17 protein-coding genes are annotated in these 19,991 nt (G+C 72.3%); 4 read left to right on the forward strand and 13 right to left on the reverse strand.

The genetic code is table 11. The features are described 5' to 3' along the window. Nucleotides 1-737: 737 nt before the first annotated feature. The 4 genes from IO30_RS47695 to IO30_RS45630 form a co-directional block, all read right to left on the reverse strand. A complete protein-coding gene (locus IO30_RS47695; RefSeq protein ID WP_031147528.1) occupies nucleotides 738-2,018 on the reverse strand; it encodes a transglycosylase family protein in 1,281 nt (426 codons plus the stop codon). A 98-nt stretch (nucleotides 2,019-2,116) separates the two neighbouring features. Continuing rightward, a complete protein-coding gene (locus IO30_RS0128300) occupies nucleotides 2,117-3,565 on the reverse strand; it encodes a DUF8189 domain-containing protein (RefSeq protein WP_234321867.1) in 1,449 nt (482 codons plus the stop codon). 274 nt (nucleotides 3,566-3,839) lie between these two features. Continuing rightward, nucleotides 3,840-3,980 carry a hypothetical protein gene (locus IO30_RS45625; protein ID WP_157853391.1) on the reverse strand — a complete coding sequence of 47 codons (141 nt, stop codon included), beginning with the start codon at nucleotides 3,978-3,980 and terminating at the stop codon, nucleotides 3,840-3,842. 152 nt (nucleotides 3,981-4,132) lie between these two features. Then, nucleotides 4,133-4,285 (reverse strand): hypothetical protein, encoded by a 153-nt coding sequence (locus IO30_RS45630; protein WP_157853392.1) that lies wholly within the window; start codon nucleotides 4,283-4,285, stop codon nucleotides 4,133-4,135. Between the two features lie 294 nt (nucleotides 4,286-4,579). Between IO30_RS45630 and IO30_RS0128315 the strand changes: the two genes are divergently transcribed. Beyond that, nucleotides 4,580-5,566 (forward strand): response regulator transcription factor, encoded by a 987-nt coding sequence (locus tag IO30_RS0128315; protein WP_031147534.1) that lies wholly within the window; start codon nucleotides 4,580-4,582, stop codon nucleotides 5,564-5,566. On the opposite strand, the gene IO30_RS0128320 is transcribed toward IO30_RS0128315, so the two are convergent. Then, the gene (locus IO30_RS0128320; protein ID WP_031147536.1) at nucleotides 5,563-7,341 is read right to left on the reverse strand and encodes an AMP-dependent synthetase/ligase; all 1,779 of its coding nucleotides are present in this window, start codon (nucleotides 7,339-7,341) and stop codon (nucleotides 5,563-5,565) included. The genes IO30_RS0128315 and IO30_RS0128320 overlap by 4 nt on opposite strands. A gap of 118 nt (nucleotides 7,342-7,459) precedes the next feature. Between IO30_RS0128320 and IO30_RS0128325 the strand changes: the two genes are divergently transcribed. Together IO30_RS0128325 and IO30_RS0128330 are read left to right on the forward strand one after the other, a co-directional pair. After that, complete coding sequence (locus IO30_RS0128325) at nucleotides 7,460-8,470, forward strand: AraC family transcriptional regulator (protein ID WP_031147538.1); 1,011 nt, start codon at nucleotides 7,460-7,462, stop codon at nucleotides 8,468-8,470. A 157-nt stretch (nucleotides 8,471-8,627) separates the two neighbouring features. After that, nucleotides 8,628-9,812 carry a lipase family protein gene (locus IO30_RS0128330; protein ID WP_031147540.1) on the forward strand — a complete coding sequence of 395 codons (1,185 nt, stop codon included), beginning with the start codon at nucleotides 8,628-8,630 and terminating at the stop codon, nucleotides 9,810-9,812. A 109-nt stretch (nucleotides 9,813-9,921) separates the two neighbouring features. On the opposite strand, the gene IO30_RS0128335 is transcribed toward IO30_RS0128330, so the two are convergent. The 4 genes from IO30_RS0128335 to IO30_RS47700 form a co-directional block, all read right to left on the reverse strand. Continuing rightward, entirely contained in the window at nucleotides 9,922-11,520 is a 1,599-nt protein-coding gene (locus IO30_RS0128335; RefSeq protein ID WP_031147542.1) for an alpha/beta hydrolase, read from the reverse strand. Nucleotides 11,521-11,604: 84 nt separating this feature from the next. Next, on the reverse strand, nucleotides 11,605-12,060 hold the full coding sequence (locus IO30_RS0128340) for a GNAT family N-acetyltransferase (RefSeq protein ID WP_031147544.1): 456 nt from the start codon (nucleotides 12,058-12,060) through the stop codon (nucleotides 11,605-11,607). 44 nt (nucleotides 12,061-12,104) lie between these two features. Next, the gene (locus tag IO30_RS0128345; RefSeq protein WP_037895379.1) at nucleotides 12,105-14,006 is read right to left on the reverse strand and encodes an AMP-dependent synthetase/ligase; all 1,902 of its coding nucleotides are present in this window, start codon (nucleotides 14,004-14,006) and stop codon (nucleotides 12,105-12,107) included. Nucleotides 14,007-14,159: 153 nt separating this feature from the next. Next, entirely contained in the window at nucleotides 14,160-15,116 is a 957-nt protein-coding gene (locus tag IO30_RS47700; protein ID WP_031147548.1) for a hypothetical protein, read from the reverse strand. 446 nt (nucleotides 15,117-15,562) lie between these two features. Between IO30_RS47700 and IO30_RS0128355 the strand changes: the two genes are divergently transcribed. Then, nucleotides 15,563-15,949 (forward strand): hypothetical protein, encoded by a 387-nt coding sequence (locus IO30_RS0128355; protein WP_051859683.1) that lies wholly within the window; start codon nucleotides 15,563-15,565, stop codon nucleotides 15,947-15,949. A gap of 61 nt (nucleotides 15,950-16,010) precedes the next feature. Here IO30_RS0128355 and IO30_RS0128360 read toward each other — a convergent pair whose 3' ends face one another. The 4 genes from IO30_RS0128360 to mqnE all read right to left on the reverse strand — a co-directional run. After that, complete coding sequence (locus IO30_RS0128360; RefSeq protein ID WP_031147551.1) at nucleotides 16,011-17,333, reverse strand: dicarboxylate/amino acid:cation symporter; 1,323 nt, start codon at nucleotides 17,331-17,333, stop codon at nucleotides 16,011-16,013. Nucleotides 17,334-17,753: 420 nt separating this feature from the next. Further along, nucleotides 17,754-18,065: a DUF4229 domain-containing protein gene (locus IO30_RS0128365; protein ID WP_031147553.1), complete on the reverse strand. Its 312-nt coding sequence runs from the start codon at nucleotides 18,063-18,065 to the stop codon at nucleotides 17,754-17,756. A 112-nt stretch (nucleotides 18,066-18,177) separates the two neighbouring features. Next, nucleotides 18,178-18,711, reverse strand: coding sequence for a GNAT family N-acetyltransferase (locus tag IO30_RS0128370; protein ID WP_031147555.1), 534 nt, complete (start codon nucleotides 18,709-18,711; stop codon nucleotides 18,178-18,180). 116 nt (nucleotides 18,712-18,827) lie between these two features. After that, the coding region (gene mqnE, locus IO30_RS0128375) for an aminofutalosine synthase MqnE (protein WP_031147557.1) at nucleotides 18,828-19,991 on the reverse strand (1,164 nt) is incomplete at its 5' end.

Consider the following 19,991-nt stretch of genomic DNA (forward strand, 5'->3'; position numbering starts at 1 on the left):
TCCGGTGGCCCAATAGGAGCGCGGCCCCGGCTAGCTGCCCGGCAGGGTCGGGGGTGCGCACCGAATCGCTACGCGCTCCTCATTGCTCAGCGTCTGCGGGCCGTCTGGGGCTGGGGATAAGGGGTTCAAGCGCCCACGACCCGCCGCACCCTCCCTCTCACGCGCCAGCGGGCAGTATGTCCCTATTTGGCGGCCCTTTGGGGAGTGAGAAGCGTCCAGATGTAGCGAAATGCCGAATAATCCAACGGCAGACTCCGAGAGGGCCGTTCTCCGCCCCCAAGGGCCCTCAACTGCCCGCAGACGCCCCCTTGCGCCGCCAAAAGTCTGCTCCGGCGGTCTGTACGTCTATGTCCAGCCCCAGACGGGCGCCGGACGCTAAGCAATGAGGAGCGCGTAGCGATTTGACGCGCCCACCGGCCCCGCCGGGGGGACTGGGACCGGCCCGGGCTGCGACTCGGCCCCTCGCAAGCCTTGCCCGCCGGGGCCCTGATGCCCCGTCCTTGGATTACTGCTGCGGAGACCGTTCCTTTGGGGGCTTCCCGACAGTCCTTGTCTTTCCGTGTCGGGACGGGCGGTCAAGGGTGGCCGAAGGCCATCGCGGACGGGAATCCCCCAAGACTTCTCTGATACCGCCCCACCGCCACAAAGCCAGCGAAGCCCCCGTCCGCCGTCCCGACCAGGTCAGGCCTGGTCAGGGCAGCGGGCGGGGGCTGGGCGGGGGCTCGGCGGAGCCGGGGTCAGTTGCGGGTCACCAGCATCTGGGCGTCGCCGTTCGGCATGCCTGCCAGGGCTACCTTCTGGGAGCCCTGGCCCGTGTTCCCCCACCCCTGCCAGGAGCCGCCCGCGAAGCGGACGTTGTGGTAGGTCGCGCCTCCCTGAGCCGTCGCGAGGAGCTGTGCGTCACCGTTGGGCATGCCCGTGATCGCGACGCTGGTCGGGGAGGTGATGCCGTCCACGACGCCCCAGCCCTGCCAGGAGCCGCTCGCGAAACGGACGTTGTGGTACGGCTTGCCGTCGTTGCCGACCGCCATCAGCTGGCTGTCGCCGTTCGGGAGTCCGGCGATGGCGATGCTGCCCGCCTGGAAGTTGGCTGCGGTGCCCGTACCGGCGACCGCGTGCCAGCCCTGCCAGGTACCGGCGACCGTGCGGAGGTTGTGGTAGAGGTTGCCGTCGTTGCCGACGATCAGCACCTGCATGTCGCCGTTCGGGAGGGCCGCGGCAGCGATGCGCTGGGCGCTCCAGGTGCCGATGGGGGCCCAGCCCTGCCAGTTGCCGTCCTTGAAACGGGCGTTGTGGTAGATCTTGCCGTCGTTGCCGATCGCCATGACCTGGGCGTCACCGTTGGGCATGCCCGCGATGGCCTCGCCCTTCGCACCGAAGTGGGACGCTCCCTCGTAGCCCGGGAGGGCCTCCCAGCCGGTCCACGAGCCGTTCGTGAAGCGGGCCTGGTGGTACAGGTTGCCGTCGTTGCCGGTGCCGAGCACCTGGGCAGAGCCGTCGGGGGTGGTGGTGATGGCTTCCTGCGAGCCGTTGAAGAACGGTGCGCCGCCGACGCCGTTGAGCGGGTCGAAGGACGTCCACGTGCCGCCGGCCTTGCGTATGGAGTGGTAGAAGTCCCCGGCCTTGCTCACGGGGGTGGTGTCGGCCGGGTACGGGTCGGCGTGGTCCGCGGCCAGGTTGGCCTTGACGGCGCAGCCGCCCCAGGCTCCGGCGCCCTGTCCGGCGAGGATGCGCTCGGCGGTGAGGATCTGCTGCTTCTTGGTGGCCTGGTGGGGGTAGGCCGCGTACTGCTTGCCGCCGAAGGCGTCCCAGGTGCTCTTCACGATCTGGAGGCCGCCGAAGTAGCCGTTGCCCGTGTTGATGCTCCAGTTTCCGGTGCTCTCGCACTGCGCCACCTTGTCCCAGGTGGCGACAGAGGCGGCTTCCGCCGAGCCGACGGAGAGGGCGGAGAGGCTGAGGGTGACGGCCGCGGTGGCGATGGCGGCGGCGAGGCGCGGGCGGCGCGGGGTGCGGGACATCGGAGGTCTCTTCTCTGGATCTCTGGACACGGGGAGGAGGGCGGCGGCGCGGGGCCGGCCCGCCGCCTGAGCGGCGGGCCGGCCCGGGGGCGCGGGGGCTAGTTGCGGGTGGCGAGCATCTGGGTCTCGCCGTTGGGCAGCCCGGTGATGGCGACCTTCTGGGCGCCCATGCCCGTGTTCCACCAGCCCTGCCACTGACCGTTCGAGTACCGAGCCGCGTGGTACGCCTTGCCGTCGTTGCCGACCGCGAGCATCTGGGTGTCACCGTTCGGCGTGCCGGTGATGGCGATGCTGGACGCCGCGAAGGTCGGGGCGCCGCCGTAGCCGGCCGTCTTGTTCCAGCCCTGCCACTCGCCGTTGGCGAAGCGGATGTTGTGGTGGACAGTGCCGTCGGCGGTGGTGGCCAGGAACTGGGCGTCGCCGTTCGGCAGACCCGCGACGGAGATGTTGCTCCCCTGGAAGGTCGCCGCCGTGCCGGGGCCGGAGACGGCGTGCCAGCCCTGCCATTCGCCGTGCACGGAGCGGATGGAGTGGTAGACGTTGTCGTCGTTGCCGACGATCATGACCTGCATGCTGCCGTCGGGCATCGGGGCCGCCGCGACCTTCTTGGCGGCCCAGGTGCCGACCGGCTGCCAGCCCTGCCAGTTGCCGTCCTTGAAACGGGCGTTGTGGTAGATCTTGCTGTCGTTGCCGATCGCCATGACCTGGGCGTCACCGTTGGGCATACCGGCGATGGCCTGGCCCTTGGCGGCGAACTTGGCTGCGCCCTGGTGGCCCTGGAGCGCGCCCCAGCCCGTCCACGTGCCGTCGGGGTAGCGGGCCGTGTGGTACAGGTTGCCGTCGTTGCCCGTGGCCAGCGTCTGGGTGGAGCCGTCGGGGGTGGCGGCGATGGATTCCTGCGAGGCGTTGAAGTAGGTCGCGCCGTTCGCGCCGTTCAGGGGCTGGAAGCCCTCCCAGCTGCCGTCGGGCAGCCGGGTGGCGTGGAAGATGTCGCCGGCCTTGCTGACCTGCGGGGCGGGGGTCTCGCTCAGACCGGACGGGCCGATGAAGGCGAGGGCGCGGCCGGCGCCGACCGGGGACGTGTGGGTGCGCCAGTTGAACCAGCCGCGGAAGCGCACGCCGCCGCTCTCGTTTCCGCCGACGGTCTGGATCTGGTCACCGGAGACGGCGACCACGATGTTGACGTGGTTGGCCTCGCCGTCGTTCAGGCTGCCGTCGTTGTCGTAGAGCACCGCGTCACCGACCTGCGGGGTGCCGTGGAGGGTGCCCTTGCTCTTGCCGTACTCGTAGAGGCTGACGGCCCGGGCGTCGATGCCGGTGACGTTCGCGCCGGCCTTGTTCCACACCCAGCGGGTGAACTCGGCGCACCAGGCGCCGGGGTGCTTGCAGTTGTAGTCACCGCAGGTGTTGCCGACCTCGCCTCTTGCGATCGAGGCCACGGCCTGGGACTCGGCATTGGCCAGGCCGGCGGGCATGACGGCCATCAGGGGGGCGGCGACGAAGGCGGCGAGGGCGATGGACAGGTTGCGGGTACGGCGTGCGGACATGATGCTCTCCAGAGGCATGGCGGCCCCGGGCATCAGGGCCGAACTCGTGTGGTCGGAAGGTGTTGCGAAGCTGGGGTTCGCCCGGTCTGGCCGGGGCGAAGAGGTGCGGGCGGCGCGGTGGCCGTGCCCTGCGGTGCGACGGCTCGGCGGCGGGTCACTCCGGGGTGGACGGCTGCCCTGCAGGAGCAGCGGTCGGTGACGGGTGAGCGGCGGGCCGGCCGGGTGGGTGGAGCAGTACGAGCCGTACGAGCGGGCTGTGTCGTGGGGCCGTGGGTCACATCGGTCGCCCCTCCCTCGCCGGAGCGAGGTGGTATCCGTGGGCGGCGCCCGATCCGAGTACCTGGCGGAGCAGTCCGAAGGCCTGGTCCCTGGCGGAGGTCATGTCCTTGGCCCGGAGGAAGAGGGCGACGTTCATGCCGTGTTCCAGGGGGCGGACCCTGAGGTGTTCGAGTGCGTGTTCCGGGCCGGCGTGGGCCCAGATGGCGTCCTGGAGGAGGGCGGCTTCGCTCTCCGTCGCCGCTAAACCGGTGTCGCCGGCCAGGGGCAGGTGTACGAGGAGCACATCGATCAGTCCCAGCCGAAGCCGTTGCTGACGACCGCGCTCTTGGCGGTGACCTCGGCGGGTGCCGTGTCCCAGCCGAAGCCGTTTCCGGCGGCGAGGGCGCCGCCCAGCAGGGCGGTGGCGATGGCGGTGGTGATGCGGCGACTGGTTTTGGACATGGCGGTGCCCCCGAGGTGACGAAGTGGATTGTGGACCCGGTCGGGCTGGAGGCCGGGCCCTGGGGCCTGGCCGGGGGGTTTTCGTTCCCCCCGCCGTTCCGGTGTGATCACCATCTTGGTCGGGCCGGGAAGGCCCGGGAAGGGGTTCGGGCGGGCACCAAGCGGCCTGGCACCTTGGTGCCACCTCGACCGACTCCGGGCCCGCCGGGGCGCATTGATTGCCACGTCTGTGCAGGTCCTGCGATGATCACGTGCAGAACAAGAGAGTTCGCTTGTCAGTCGGGGGACTGGAACATGCTGGCAGTACTGGGTTTGAAGACCACATCAGAAGCCGTCTACCGCGAGATGCTCGCCGATCCGCTCGGCGGGGTCTCCGACCTCTGCGCGCGGCTGGGGATGCCGGAGGCGGCCGTACGGGAGGCTCTGGACGAGCTCGCCGATCTCCAACTCCTGCGCGCTTCACGGGACATGCCTGGCGCGATGCGTGCAGTGAGCCCCGAGGTGGGCCTGGAGCTGATCCTGCGGCGCCAGGAGGAGGACGTCCTACGGCGCCAGCAGGAGCTCGCCCGCAGCAAGGCCGCGGCGGCCCGGGCCGTCGCCGAGTACGCGGACCTGCGGCCGAACGTGCAGGCCGACACCACCGAACGCCTCGTCGGGCTCGACGCGATCCAGGGCAAGCTGGAGGTGCTCGCGAAGGAGACCTCCCGCGAGTGCCTGGCGGTGATGCCGGGCGGCGCGCAGTCGCAGGCCAGCCTCGACGCCTCGCGGCCCCTGGACGAGGACGCGATGCACCGGGGCGTGGCCGTGCTGACCCTCTACCAGGACAGCGTCCGCAATGATCCGGCCACGCTCGCCTACGCCCGTTGGATGACGCAGGAGGGCGGGCTGGTGCGGACCCATCCGACGCTGCCGCCCCGGATGCTCGTCTTCGACCGCGAGGTCGCCTTCGTGCCGGTCGATCCGGCGAACACCCGCCTCGGCGCCCTGTGCACCCGGGAGCCGGGCATCGTCGCCTCGCTGACCGCGCTGTTCGAGCAGACCTGGCAGTCGGCGGTCCCGCTGGGCGCCGACGTGCCGCAGGACGAGCGGACCGGGCTGAGCCCCGGCGAGCGGGAGCTGCTCCAGCTCCTCGCCTCCGGCATGACCGACGAGGGCGCGGGCAAGCGGCTCGGGATCTCCCTGCGCACCGTGCGGCGGCAGATGGCCGCGCTGATGGAACGGCTGGACGCGTCCAGCCGTTTCGAGGCGGGGCTGAAGGCCGCCCAGCGGGGCTGGCTCTAGAGGAAGACACCCCCCTGGGTGTCCGCGGGCTCCCCGTACAGGGCGGCGATCTGTGCCGCGTACTGTTCCTCGACCGCGCGGCGGCGGAGCTTCAGCGTCGGGGTGAGGGTGCCCGCGGCCACGGAGAGGTCCTCCGGCAGGACGTGGAAGGCCCGGATGCGGGCGGGGCGGGAGACGGTGGCGTTGGCCTCCGTCACCGCCGCCTCGACCAGGGCGCGGACGGCGGGGTGGGCGCAGGGGTCGGGGCCCGGGTCGAGGCCCTCCCGGGCCGCCCAGGCGGTGATCTCCTCGGCGTCCAGGGTGATCAGGGCGACGGGGTGCGGGCGGCGGTCGCCGATCAGGACGGCGCGGGAGACGTAGCGGGAGCGCTGCACGGCGAATTCGACCTCGGTGGGGGTGAGGTTCTTCCCGGCGGAGGTGATGATCAGCTCCTTCTTGCGGCCGGTGATGCGCAGGTAGCCCTCGGAGTCCACTTCGCCGAGGTCGCCCGTGTGCAGCCAGCCCTGCGCGTCCAGGGCCTCCTCGGTCGCCGCCCGGTTCTCGTGGTAGCCGGGGAACACCATCGGGCCCCGGGCCAGGACCTCGCCGTCCTGCGCGATGCGCACCTCGCAGCCCGCGACGGGGCGCCCGACGGTGCCGGGGCGGGCGGCGCCGGGGTGGTTGAGGGAGATGACCCCGCCGGACTCGGTCATCCCGTAGCCCTCGAACACGGCGATCCCGCAGGCCCGCAGGAAGTCCAGGGTGGCCGGGGCGATCGGGGCGCCCCCGGTGAGGGCCCATTTCAGCCGGCCTCCGAAGGCCTTCCGGACCAGCGCGTAGAGCGAGGTCTCCGCGGCCTGGTACGCCTCCCGCGACTCCTCGGGCAGGCGTCCCTCGGCCGCCATGACGCCGAGCTGTACGGCCTCCTCGAAGCGGTCGCGCCCGCCCTCCCCCTGGGCCTCGGCGAGGGAGAGCACCACGGCGTGCAGCTTCTCGAACAGCCTTGGTACGGACGGGAGATGGGTGGGCCGGACCTCCGCCAGTTCCGAGAGCACGTCCTCGATGCGGCCGCCGAAGTAGCACAGCTCGCCGCCCTCCAGCAGGGTGGTGAACTGGATCAGCTGGGCCAGCAGGTGCGCGAGCGGCAGGTAGAGGTAGGTGCGGTCCCCCGGGCCGCCCTTGACCAGGGGGAGGGTCGCGTCCTGGACGGCGCCCAGGTTGCCGTGGGTGAGGCGGCAGCCCTTGGGCAGGCCCGTCGTGCCCGAGGTGTAGACGACGGACGCGTCCGCGGCGGGCGTGACGGCCGCGGCCCGGGCGCGGAGCGCTGCGTCCGTCCCCGGGGCCCGGCCGGGCGGGGCGGGCAGGGCGGGGAGCTCGTCCATCAAGGCCGTCTCCCGCAGGGCCGGCAGCTTCGGCCGCAGGGCTTCGACCCGGGCGCGCTGGTGTTCGTCGTCGCACACCACGACGACGGCCCGCGCGTCCGACAGGACCCAGGCGAGCTCCTCCTCCCCCGCGGTCGGGTAGACCGGGACGAGGACGGCGCCGGCCGCCAGGACGCCGAAGTGGGTGCGGGTCCACTGCGGGCGGGTCTCGGCCAGGACGGCCACCCGTTCGCCCGCCGCGACCCCCAGCCCGAGCAGCGCCCGCCCGACGGCCCGTACGTCCGCGCCCAGTTCGGCGTACGTGCTGCTGTGCCAGCCGCCGTCGGGCGACCGGAACCTGAGCGCCGGCTGCGTCCCGTACCGCTCCTCGGTCCACTGGGTGAACTCCGCCAGCGTGCTCGGCCGACCGTCCATCGCATGCCTCCCCGGGATTGGTGACCCCTCGACGCTAGGCACTCGCAGCGGCCCGGCGGCATGACCGGAAGCGTCACCACCGCTGACCTCAGCGCTCATTGGGGCTACCGTCGTGCCCATGGGGAGGCGGACGGTCACCGTGCACCATGTGCGTGCCGTGCTCGCGGGGGCCCGCGGGAGCGGCATCGACACCGTGCCGCTGCTCCAGGAGGCGCAGATCCCGCCGCTGCTGCTGGGCGACGACCGGGCGCGGGTCACGCCCGCGCAGTTCGCCCGCCTGTTCCGGGCGCTGTACCGCACCACGCAGGACGAGTTCCTCGGCCTGAGCGCCGTCCCGAGCCGTCCGGGCACCTTCGCGATGATGTGTTACGCCTCCCTCGGCTGCCAGGACCTCGGCGCGGCCACGGAGCGGGCGGCCGCGTTCTACGGGCTCTTCCCGGGCGGGCCGGAGCTCGCGCTCGAAGTGGAGGACGGCCGGGCCCGGTTCACGGTGCGCAACGATTTCGCCCGGGACGAGGAGCGTTTCCTGACGGAGTGCGTGCTGGCCATCTGGCACCGGCTGAGCAGCTGGCTGATCGGTCGGCGCATCCCGCTCGCCGACGCCTCGTTCTGCTATCCGCCGCCGCCGCACGCGCAGGAGTACGAGCTCCTCTTCGGCTGCCCGGTGCGCTTCGGGGCCGGGCGGACGGGCGCCGCCTTCGACGCGCACTGGCTGACGGCGCCGCTGGTGCGGGACGAGCCCGCGCTCGACGCGATGCTGCGGCGGGCCCCCTTCGACCTGCTGTCGCGGCCGGAGTACGGGACCACGGTCGCGGAGCAAGTGCGCCGGGCCCTGACCCAGCAGCTGCGCCTGTCGCCGCGGCTGCCCGCGCTCGGGGAGGTGGCGGCCCGGCTCGCCGTGTCCCCGGCGACGCTGCGCCGCAGGCTCCAGCAGGAGGGGACCTCCTTCCAGCAGCTCAAGGACCACGTGCGGCGGGACGCGGCGATCGCGGGGCTGGCGGAGAGCGGTGAGCCGATCGCGGAGCTCGCGGTGCGGCTCGGCTTCTCGGAGGACACCGCCTTCCACCGTGCGTTCCGCCGCTGGACGGGGACGACTCCGGGCGCCTACCGGGTGGCTTCGGGAGGCTGAGGCGGCCTGCCGGGCGGCCGGCCACCGGCCGCGCGCGGGAGGGTGTGAGGTCCCGGGTCAGGAAAGGTGAGCTGCCCGGTCAGCCACCTTCCTACCGGTCGGTCACTACCTTCGCCTCACCTACCCCCGCACGGAACGACCGTTGGGAGAGCCGCCCATGCGTTTCCGAACCCCCACGCGTACCCGCAGCACCCGCAGCACCGCCCTCACCGCGTTCACCGCCCTCGCCGCGCTGGCCGTCTCGGCCTGGATCCCCGCCACCGCCCGGGCCGAGGAGAGCACCGCCCGCCCCGGCGACGTGGTCAGCAGCGCCCCCTCGGCCTTCCACCCGCTGCCCGGCCAGCCGACCGGCACCAAGGCCTGGAAGATCCACTACCGCTCCACCACCGCCGACGGCGCCCCGAACGTCGTCTCCGGCACCGTCATCGTCCCGCAGGACGGCCGCACCGGACCCCGCCCGCTCATCACCTACGCCGTGGGCACCGTCGGCATGGGCGACTCCTGCGCGCCCAGCAACAACTTCCCCCACGGGACCGGCCTGGAGGCCAACCTCATCCAGCAGCTCACCCTGCGCGGCTGGGCCGTGGTCGTCACCGACTACGAGGGCCTCGGCACCCCGGGCGTCCACACCTACACCGTGGGCCCCTCCGCCGGGCACGCCGTCCTCGACGCGGCCCGCGCCGCCCAGCGCCTGCCCGCGGCCGGCCTCTCCGCGGACGGCCCGGTCGCCATCGTGGGCTACTCCCAGGGCGGCCAGGCCAGCAGCTGGGCCGCCGAACTGCAGGGCTCGTACGCCCCCGAGCTCCAGGTGAAGGGCACCGCGACCGGCGGCGTCCCCGCCGACCTGATGAAGGTGGCCGACTTCAACAACGGCTCCTTCGGCTCCGGGCTCATCTTCATGGCCGCCGCCGGACAGGACGCCGCCTTCCCCGAGCTGGACCTGGACTCCTACCTCAATCCGGCGGGCAAGCTGCTCGTCGCCGGGATGAAGGAGAACTGCGTGGCGATCGACGCGGTCGCCGGGTCCTTCAAGCGGATCTCCGACCTCACCACCAGGAACCCGCTCGCCCAGCCCGACTGGCAGGCCCGGCTGAACCAGAGCAGGCTCGGGCGCACCGCCCCGGCCGCGCCGGTGTACCAGTACCACGCCCTCGCCGACGAGCTGATCCCCTACGGGGTCGGCCGCCAGCTGCGCTCCGAGTGGTGCGCGAAGGGCGCCGACGTCGAATTCGACACCGTGTGGATCGGTGAGCACGTGAGCGGGGTCATCACCCGCTCGCCGGTGGTCGCGAACTGGCTGGCCGACCGCTTCGCCGGGCGCCCCACGCACGCCAACTGCTGACCGCGACGGCCCTGCACGGTCCTGCACTGCCCCGCACCGTCCCGCACCGTCCCGCACCGTCCCGCACCGTCCCGCACTGCCCCGCACCGTCCCGCACTGCCCCGCCGGGTCACTCCTCGGCGGGGCAGGAGCGCGTCCCGGACGGCAGCTTCCCGTCGATCAGGAAGCGGTCCGCGTAGCCCCGGACGCAGGCCGAGGACGCGTACCCGGTGTGCCCGTCGCCCTTGTGGTCCACGACCACCGCCGAACCGAGCCGTGCGGCGGTCTCCTCGGTCCACTCGTACGGGGTCGCCGGGTCGCCCCGCGTGCCGACGAGCAGCATCCGCGGGGCGCCCGGGTGGTCGATCCTGCGGATGAAGTCGGTGCCGGCGGGCCGCCCGTAGCAGGAGAGCACGGTCCTCAGCTGGAACGGCCCGAAGACCTCGGACGCCTTGAGGAACTCCTCGCGGAGCAGGGCCAGTTCCTTCTCTATGGCCGCCGCGGGCGCCTTGTCGGAGGAGCGGTCCGGGTCGTCGGCGCAGTTCACCGCGGCGAGCGCGGCCTCGCCGTTGTCCGCGGGCGTCGCCGGACCGCCGCCGCCCCCGTCCCCTCCGCCGTCCCCGTCCTCGTCCTCGTCGGGCGGGTCCGTGGGGCCGCCGAGCTGGAGCAGACCCACCGGGTCGCGGGACTCCTCGGCCCCCTTGAGGGCCTCGGCGAGGGAGGGCCACATCTGCGGGGAGTACAGGGCGGCGGCGATGGAGGCCACCGCGTCCTGCCCGGTGACGTACGAGCCGTCGTGGCCGACCAGCGGCTGCCGGTCGAGCCGCGCCACCAGGGCCGCGACCTCCTCCTTGGCGGTGCGCGTGTTGGTCCCGTAGACGCAGTCCGGCCGGTGGGCGCACCAGGCCAGGAAGCGGTCGAGGGCCCGCTGCTGCCCGCGCGCGGAGACGAGCGCCTGCTCGGTCAGCGGCTCGGTGAGGGTGTCGACGCCGTCGAGGACCATCCGGCCGGTCCGGTGGGGGAACTGCGCGGCGTACACGGCGCCGAGCCGGGTCCCGTAGGAGAAGCCGAGGTAGTTGAGCTTGCGGTCGCCGAGGACCTGGCGCATCACGTCCATGTCGCGGGAGACGTTGACGGTGCCGATGTACGGGAGGACCGGGCCGGAGGCCAGTTCGCAGCGCCTGACCACGGCGCGCAGGGCGGCCAGCTGCGCGGCGGCGTCGCCCGCCGCGCCCTCCTCGGTCTGCTGGGAGCCGCCGCAGGAGACGGGCTCGCTGCGCCCGACGCCGCGGGGGTCGAAGGCGACGAGGTCGTAGCGTTCGCCGAGGTCGGCCAGCAGTCCGGGGTCGGCGGCGAGGGCGGCCGTGCCCGCGCCGCCGGGGCCGCCGTAGTTCAGCAGGAGCGAGCCGAGGCGCTTGCCGGGGCCGGTGGCCGGGATGCGGGCCAGCGCCACCCCGACGGTGCCCTTGGCGGGGGCGGCGTAGTCGAGGGGGACCCGGACGGTCGCGCAGCGCATCCCGGCGGGCACCCGTTCCTCGGGGCAGTCCCCCCAGCGCAGGCGCTGACCGTGGAACCGTTCGAGCGGGTCGCTGCCGGCGCGGTCCGGGGTCTGCTGCGGCGCGGCCGCGAGCGGGGCCAGGACCAGGACGCAGGCCACGGCGGCGCTGCGGAGGCGGGAACCCGCAAGGGAGCGGGAACGGCGGCGGGAGCGGGGTCGGGAACGGTGCACTGCGCCCTCCTCGGGCGGCCCCCCGGACCAGTCAGCCCACCATAGACGCGCTCCTTGGACCCCGCCCGCCGGGCAGGGCGCCGCTCACGGCCGCCAGGTGTAGCGGACGTCCGGCTCGCGCTCCTCGTTGCGCAGGCCGTCGGTGTGCTCGACGGCGGTGAAGCCGTGCCGTTCGTAGAACCGCCGGGCCGACCCGTTGACCTGGAACGTCCACAGCCCGAGCCCCTGGGGCCGCTGCTGCTTGGCCAGGTCGACGAAACGGTCGCCCAGGCCCCGGCCGCGCCAGGAGGGGTCGAGGTAGAGCTGTTCGAGTTCCTCCCCGTCCAGGACGAGGAGCCCGGCCACGGAGCCTTCCGCGACGGCCACCCAGGTCTCGTGCTGCGGCACGACCACGTAGGTGAACCAGCTCCGCACCTCGTCGTCGTCGTGTGCGCGGCGCACGGTCGGCAGGGCGGCGGCGAAGGAGCGCAGCCACACCTCGGCCGTCTCGGCCGCGTCGGAGTCGACCGCGCGCCGGATCACAAGCTCAGTACTGTCCACAGCGGGCGACTATCGCAGACGGGTGATCTTGGTGCACCTGCTTTTCACCGGCTCGGGCGGGGCGCCCGGTACAGCTCCTCGATCCATGCCGAGAAATCGCGGGCGACCACGTTCCGCTTGAGCTTCATGGAGGGCGTCAGGTGGCCGCGGGCCTCGGTGAACTCCTGCGGCAGGACCGCGAAGGAGCGGATGGACTCGGCCCGTGACACCAGCAGGTTCGCCTCGTCGACGGCCCGCTGGAGCTCGGCCCGCAGTTCCTCGTCCCGCACCAGTTCGCGCAGGGGCACGGACTGCTTCTTGTGCATCCGGCGCCAGTGCTGGAGCCCGTCGGGTTCCAGGGTGATGAGCGCGGTGACGTAGGGCCGGTTGTCGCCGACCACCATGCACTGCCCGACCAGCGGATGGGCGCGCAGCCAGTCCTCCAGGGGGGCCGGGGCGACGTTCTTGCCTCCGGAGGTGATGATCAGGTCCTTCTTGCGGCCGGTGATGGTGAGGTAGCCGTCGGCGTCCAGCTGCCCGATGTCGCCGGTCGCCAGCCAGGTCCCCGGCGGGACCGCGTGGGCGGTGTTCCAGTACCCGGCGAACACGTGCCGCCCGCCCAGCAGCACCTCGCCGTCGTCGGCGATGCGGACGGCCGTGCCCGGCAGCGGCCAGCCCACGGTCCCCAGCCGGGGCCGCAGCGGCGGGGTCACGGTGCTGGCCCCGGTCGTCTCGGTGAGCCCGTAGCCCTCGAAGACCTCGATGCCGGCGCCGGTGTAGAAGGCGGCGAGCCGGCGCCCCAGCGGGGAGCCGCCGCTCAGGACGTACTGCACGCGTCCGCCGAGCGCGGCCCGGATCCGCCGGTAGACGAGGGGGTCGTACAGGGCGTGTGCCGCGCGCAGGACGAGCCCCGGCTTGCGGCCCTCCACCGCCTCGGCGAAGCGGCGCGCGATGCGGGCCGCCCGGTCGAAGGAGGAGGCCCGGCCCATGCTCTCGGCGGTGGCCCGGGCGGTGTTGTAGACCTTCTCCAGGACGTACGGGATCGCGAGCAGGAAGGTCGGCCGGAAGCCGGCGAGGTCCGCGAGGAGGTCTTCGGTGCGGATGCTGGGCGCGTGCCCGAGCTTGACGCGGGCGCGCAGGCAGCCGACGGCGACCATCCGCCCGAAGATGTGGCTGAGCGGCAGGAACAGCAGCGTGGAGGCGGGGTCCTTGCTGACGGACTTGAAGACGGGGTGCAGCAGCTCGACCGAATTGTCCACCTCGGCGAAGAAGTTGGCGTGGGTGAGCACGCACCCCTTGGGCCGCCCGGTGGTGCCGGAGGTGTAGATGAGGGTGGCCACGGAGTCCGGCGTACGGGTGGACATGCGCAGCTGCACCATCCGGTCGGGTACCCGCTCCCCGGCCCGGATCAGGTGGGCCACCGCGCCGGTGTCGAACTCCCACAGGTGCGTCAGCCCCGGCAGGGCGGCCCGTTCGGCGCTGATGATGCGCGCCTGCGCGGTGTCCTCGACGACGCAGGCCACGGCTCCGGAGTCCTGGATGATCCAGCGGGCCTGGACGGCGGAGGAGGTCGGGTAGATCGGTACGGTGACCAGCCCGGCGGCCCATCCGGCGAAGTCGAGCAGGGTCCACTCGTAGGTGGTGCGGGCCATGATGGCGAGCCGGTCGCCCTCCCGCAGCCCCTCGGCGATCAGCCCCTTGGCGACGGCGAGCACCTCGGCCGCGAACTCCGCGGCCGTCACGTCCCGCCAGGTGCCGTCCCGGTCCTTGCGTGCGAGCACCGCCTCGCCGGGGGCCTCGCGGGCGTTGTCGAAGGGGATGTCCGCGAGCGATCCGCCGGTGGGGGGCGCCGCGAGCGCCTGCACCCACACCTCGCGCACCACTCCGTCGACGAGGGTCTTCACGGGCTCGACGGGCGCAACCGGCTCCAGCTCGGCTCCCACGGCGCACTCTCCTCGGCTCGACATGAGTGTTACCGCGGGTAATTTACGTAGCGGTAACCCTGCCCGGCCAGCCCCTGGACCCCTTCTTCACGGACGCTCCACTCCGCCACCGCACTCCGACGGTCCGTCACCTGGCACTCCCTTGATCACCAAGGGCTTCACCAGGTGACCCTCGCACTAGGCGGCGGCCGCCGAGGGCCCGGGCGGGCAGTCCCCGCAGCGGCCGGGGGCGGGGGCGCGGAAGGCGCGTTCGCAGCCGTCGCAGGTCTGGAAGGGGTGCGGCCGCACGACGGGCACGGCCGCGGGGGCCGCCGGGAGGTGCGGCGGGACCTGCGCCCTGAGGCGGTACGCGATCAGGGCAGCCGGGTTGCGCAGGTCCGGGGGGAGGTTCCCGCCCAGGAAGTGGCGCACGGCCTCGGTCCCGGCGCCGCGGTCCAGCCACTCCGCGACCCCGGGGGCGAGCTGGTGGACGGCACGGTGCGGGAGCAGCAGCCGCGGGTCGTCGAGCCGCAGCCGCGCGAGCAGGTCGAAGGCGTCCTGCCGCGCCGGCTCGCCGGGAGGGCGGCCGGTGTCCGGCCACGGGCCGGGGCCGGACCCGGACGGGCCCACCCGCGCGGGCCCGGGACCACGCCCTGCGCCGGGCACGGGCACGGGCATGGCCTCGGGCTCGGGCACGGGCACGGACTGGAATCCAAGCGTGGATCCGGGCACGCGTCCGGGCTCGGGCTCCAGCTCGGGTCCGGGGTCGGGTCCGGGGTCGGGACGGGGCCCCGCGTCAGGAAGAGGCTGCGGGGCCGGGGCCGGGGCGGTGGGCTTCGGTGGTGTCGGGTTCGGGGGCGGGTCCTCGGGGGAGGTTCCGCGCGGGCGGTTGTAGGACACCGTCCGGGTGACCACCTGGCCCGTCTCCAGCCGTACGCGGACGCGCTCCAGGTACCCGTACGCCTCCAGCTCCCGCAGGGCCGCGGCGATCCGCACCTCGCCCTCGGGGAAGCGTTCGGCGAGCCGCTTGATGCCGATGCGCGTACCGGCCGGCAGCGACTGGATGGGGGTGGCGAGCCCGATCGCGACCAGCGACATCGAGGGGTGCTGGGCAAGGTGGTTGCCCACGACGACGAAGCGGGTGGTGTGCTTCACGTTGACGTGGAAGACACCGGATCGGGGGGTCCCGGCGCGAACACGGGACGACGCGCGCGAGGGCGCGCTAGGGTGCGGTGAAGCCATTGGGAAGCGTCTACTTCCTCGTTGGTCAGGCCCTCGTCCGGGATGCCAGTCCCGGCGGGGGCCGTCTCATGTCTGATGTTGTGGGGCGAGCATATGCCCGCCAACCCGCCGGAAATCCAGCCGAGTTGGCACAGTTCACCCGTGTGAGTGAGCGGGGAGCCGGAGGGGTCGGTCGGGTCGGTTCTTTCGCCCGGTCCTTCGATCGGTGACGTCCGACGGGACCGGAGCGCGGGTTCCCGCGTCGCGGCCGCCCGTACCGCGGGCAACTGCCGGGTCCCCGCCGGAAGGTGTGCCGGAGCGCCCGAGCAGAATGCATGCGTGCGGCCGGGTCCCTGGCCCGGAGCAAGGGAAGCGATGCGATGACGGACCGCGCGACGGACCGCCCCACGAACCACCCGACGGACCACGGGCTGCGCGGCATCCGGACACGGCTCCCCCGCGAGGACGTCGACCTGCCCGAGGACCGGGGGTGCCTGCGCCGGGTACTGGGCGTTCCGCTCGGACTCCTCCACCTGCTCAACGCCTTCGCCGTGTGCGTCGCCGTCTTCGCCGGGCCGCAGGCCGCCTGGGACCACCAGGGCTACGAGAACGTCGCCGCGATGTGCTTCCTCTCCGTGTGCCTGAGCGTGCTGGGCCTCGGCATCACGCTCGTCCCGAGCGTGCGCCGGGCCATGGGCCCGTGGTGGCTCCTCCCGCCGCTCGTCCTCGCGGTGATCGCCGTCGTCCGCGGCGAGACCCTGGAGTGAACACGCCACAGCCCCCGCCCGGACGGGGGCGGGGGCTGCGGCGAGTGCGGGCGGGGCTCCGTCAGGCGGGGACGGGGACGGGCTCGGCCTTGACGGCCGGCGCGGCGGCCTCCTCCAGCGGGGAGGCCGAGGCGGTGGCGTAGGCCTCCTTGTCCAGGATCCCCTCACGGGCGGCGACGATGACCGGGACCACGGCCTGGCCGGCCACGTTGGTGGCGGTGCGCATCATGTCCAGGATCGGGTCGATCGCCATCAGCAGGCCGACGCCCTCCAGCGGCAGGCCCAGCGTGGACAGGGTCAGGGTCAGCATGACCGTGGCACCCGTGAGGCCCGCGGTGGCGGCGGAGCCGACGACCGAGACGAAGGCGATGAGCAGGTACTCCTTGATGCCCAGCTGCACGTCGAAGATCTGCGCGATGAAGATCGCGGCCAGCGCCGGGTAGATCGCGGCGCAGCCGTCCATCTTCGTCGTGGCGCCGAAGGGGACCGCGAAGGAGGCGTACTCCTTCGGGACGCCGAGGCGTTCGGTGACCTTCTGGGTGACCGGCATGGTGCCGACCGAGGAGCGGGAGACGAACGCGAGCTGGATCGCGGGCCAGGCGCCCTTGAAGAACTGGATCGGGTTGACCTTGGCGACCGTGGCCAGGAGCAGCGGGTAGACGCCGAACATGACGAGCGCGGAGCCGATGTAGACGTCGGCGGTGAAGGTCGCGTACTTGCCGATCAGGTCCCAGCCGTACGTGGCGATCGCGGTGCCGATGAGGCCGATGGTGCCGATCGGGGCGAGGCGGATGACCCACCACAGGGCCTTCTGGAGGAGCTCCAGGACGGACTCGGCGAGATCGAGGACCGGCTGGGCCTTGCTGCCGAGCTGGAGGGCGGCGATGCCGGCGACGGCGGCCAGGAAGACGATCTGGAGGACGTTCAGCTCGGTGAAGGGCGTGATGATGTCCGTCGGCACGATGCCGGTCAGGAAGTCGATCCAGGAACCGGTGCGCTTGGGCAGCTTGCCGTCCTGCGGGGTGAGGCCGGTGCCCGAGCCCGGGTTGGTCAGCAGGCCGATCGCGAGGCCGATGCCCACCGCGATCAGCGAGGTGATCATGAACCAGAGCAGCGTGCGGGAGGCGAGCCGCGCGGCGTTGTTCACCTTCCGCAGGTTGGTGATGGACACCAGGATCGCGAAGAAGACGAGCGGGGCGACGGCCAGCTTCAGGAGCTGGACGAAGATGTCACCGACCTGCTCCAGGGTGGTGCCCAGCCAGGAGACGTCCTGGCTGCGGGCTATCCAGCCGAAGAGGACGCCGAGCACGAGACCGGCGACGATCTGGGCCCAGAAGGGGAAGCGGAACGAGGCCTTTGCGGGGGCCTGGGGGGACGCGGACACGGGGGCACTCTCCGGGGGCGACGCACGGGGAACTGGCGGGGTCTTCTGCGGTGGTGATGCGGTGCGGCAGCCAGGAAGGGCCGGCCGGGACCGCTGCTGTATCGGGGCGCCTCACGGGCGGGCGGGATTCAGCGACAACAGCAACAGGCCGCGGACACGCGGCGGCAGAGGTCGACGTGCAGGCGCGCCACGAGCGGGACGCTCGCGGTCATCGGGGGCGCGGCTGGGGTCAACATGTTGAACACGCTAACACTTCTCCTTTGAGAATCTCAAAGGCGTTCTTTGGGTTGCGGAGCCACGGCACCGTTCGGCCCGGTACGCCCCGGTGCGGCCCCGCCCGGAAAACGCCGAAGCCCCAGCGTTACGGGGGGTATTCCCGGCGCTGGGGCGGTTCGGTGTGTGATGAACCCAACTGGGGGGTTACGAGTTCACGCGCGCGGCGTCGTCGGCCGAGTCCTCCTGGTTGCGGTTCGCAGCCAGCTTCTCCTTCGCACCCGCGACGCGTCCCGAGATCTGCTGGGACATCTCGTCGCGCTGCTTGCGCAGCAGGACGAACGACAGCGGCGCGGACAGGACCAGGGCGAGCAGCACGACCCAGGCGAAGTTGGCGTCGCCGAGCCCGGAGGGCACCCAGCCGACCCGGACCAGGACCGCGACGAGGACGAGGCACCCGACGAAGATGCCCAGCCGCGCTGCGGTGTAGCGGATCGTTGCGCTCGGCTTGAGGGACACGGTGACCCCTTCTCTCTTCGTCGTGTTCGTACGTCGTCGGCACGGGCGTGCCCGTCCAGTGAAGCACGCCGCGCCCCCGCGCCGGGCCGGGGGTCCGGGGCGGCGGCCCGCGTCAGTGCAGCGGCAGCAGCATGGTGATGTCGTCGCGGTCGTCACCCGGGGCCACCCGGATGGCGCGGGGGACGCGGCCGACCTCCCGGTATCCGCAGGCCTCGTAGAAGCGCTCCAGGCCGAGGCCGCCCCGGCAGCCGAGGCGGATCGCGTCGATGCCCTCGATGGAGCGGGCCGCGTCCGCCATCGCGTCCATCAGGGCGCGGCCGTGGCCCCGGCCCTGGAGGCGGGGGTGGACCATCACCGTGTACGCCCACAGCCAGTGCAGTTGGAGGTGGTGCGTGTTGTGGGTGAGGAAGGCGGTGGCGGCGACGGCCCCGTCCGCGTCGTCATCGGAGCGCCCGACGAGCAGCCGGGTGCCGCCGTCGGCGACGGCGGCGAGCTGGCGGATCAGCGCCGGGCGGATGTCGTCGGCGGTGACCGGCGGGACGAAGCCCACGGCGCCGCCGGCGTTGCTGACGTCGGTCCACAGGCCCAGGATCCCGTTGTGGAGGGCGGCGTCGACGACGGGGTCAAAGGTGAAAGTAAGGGCCATGACACAAGACTAACCATTACTCCAACCCTCGGGCAACGCCCTCCGGACGCGACACGGCCCCGGCCCACGCGTGGTGGACCGGGGCCGACGGAACGTCACGGGCCTGCGGCGTCGGGTCAGACGCGCATGGCCTGCGGGGTCTCGCGCAGGGCCGCGTCGGGACCCGGGTACTCACGGATCACCTCGTAACGGGTGTTGCGCTCCACCGGACGGAACCCGGCGTCCCGGATCAGCTCCAGCAGATCGTCACGGCCCAGCTTGTCCGGCGTACCGTAATTGTCCGCATCATGGGTGATCTTGTACTCCACCACCGAGCCGTCCATGTCGTCCGCCCCGTACTGCAACGCCAGCTGAGCCGTCTGCACCCCGTGCATCACCCAGAACACCTTCACGTGCGGCACGTTGTCGAACAGCAGCCGCGACACCGCGAACGTCTTCAGCGCCTCCGCACCCGTCGCCATCGACGTCCGCGCCTGAAGCTTGTTCCGGACCTTGCCGTCCTTCATGTCCACGAAGTCGTGCTGGTACCGCAGCGGGATGAACACCTGGAACCCGCCCGTCTCGTCCTGCAGCTCACGCAGCCGCAGCACGTGGTCCACCCGGTGACGCGGCTCCTCGATGTGCCCGTACAGCATCGTCGCAGGAGTCTTGATCCCCTTCGCATGCGCCAGCCGGTGGATCCGCGACCAGTCCTCCCAGTGCGTACGGTGATCCACGATGTGCTGACGCACCTCCCAGTCGAAGATCTCCGCACCGCCGCCCGTCAGCGACTCCAGACCCGCCTCGATCAGCTCGTCCAGGATCTCCGACGCCGACATCCCCGAGATCGTCTCGAAGTGATGGATCTCCGTCGCCGTGAACGCCTTCAGCGACACGTTCGGCAGAGCCTTCTTCAGCTCCGACAGCGAACGCGGGTAATACCGCCACGGCAGATTCGGATGCAGACCGTTCACGATGTGCAGCTCGGTCAGGTTCTCGTTCTCCATGGCCTTCGCCAGACGGACCGCTTCCTCGATCCTCATCGTGTACGCGTCCTTCTCACCCGGCTTCCGCTGGAACGAGCAGTACGCACACGACGCCGTGCACACATTCGTCATGTTCAGATGACGGTTCACATTGAAGTGGACCACGTCACCGTTCTTACGCGTCCGCACCTCATGAGCAAGACCACCGAGCCACGCCAGATCATCCGACTCGTAGAGGGCGATCCCGTCCTCACGCGTCAGCCGCTCGCCGGAGCGGACCTTCTCCTCCAGCTCGCGCTTCAGCCCAGCGTCCAT

Source organism: Streptomyces xanthophaeus, from assembly GCF_000725805.1.
Taxonomy (GTDB): domain Bacteria; phylum Actinomycetota; class Actinomycetes; order Streptomycetales; family Streptomycetaceae; genus Streptomyces; species Streptomyces xanthophaeus.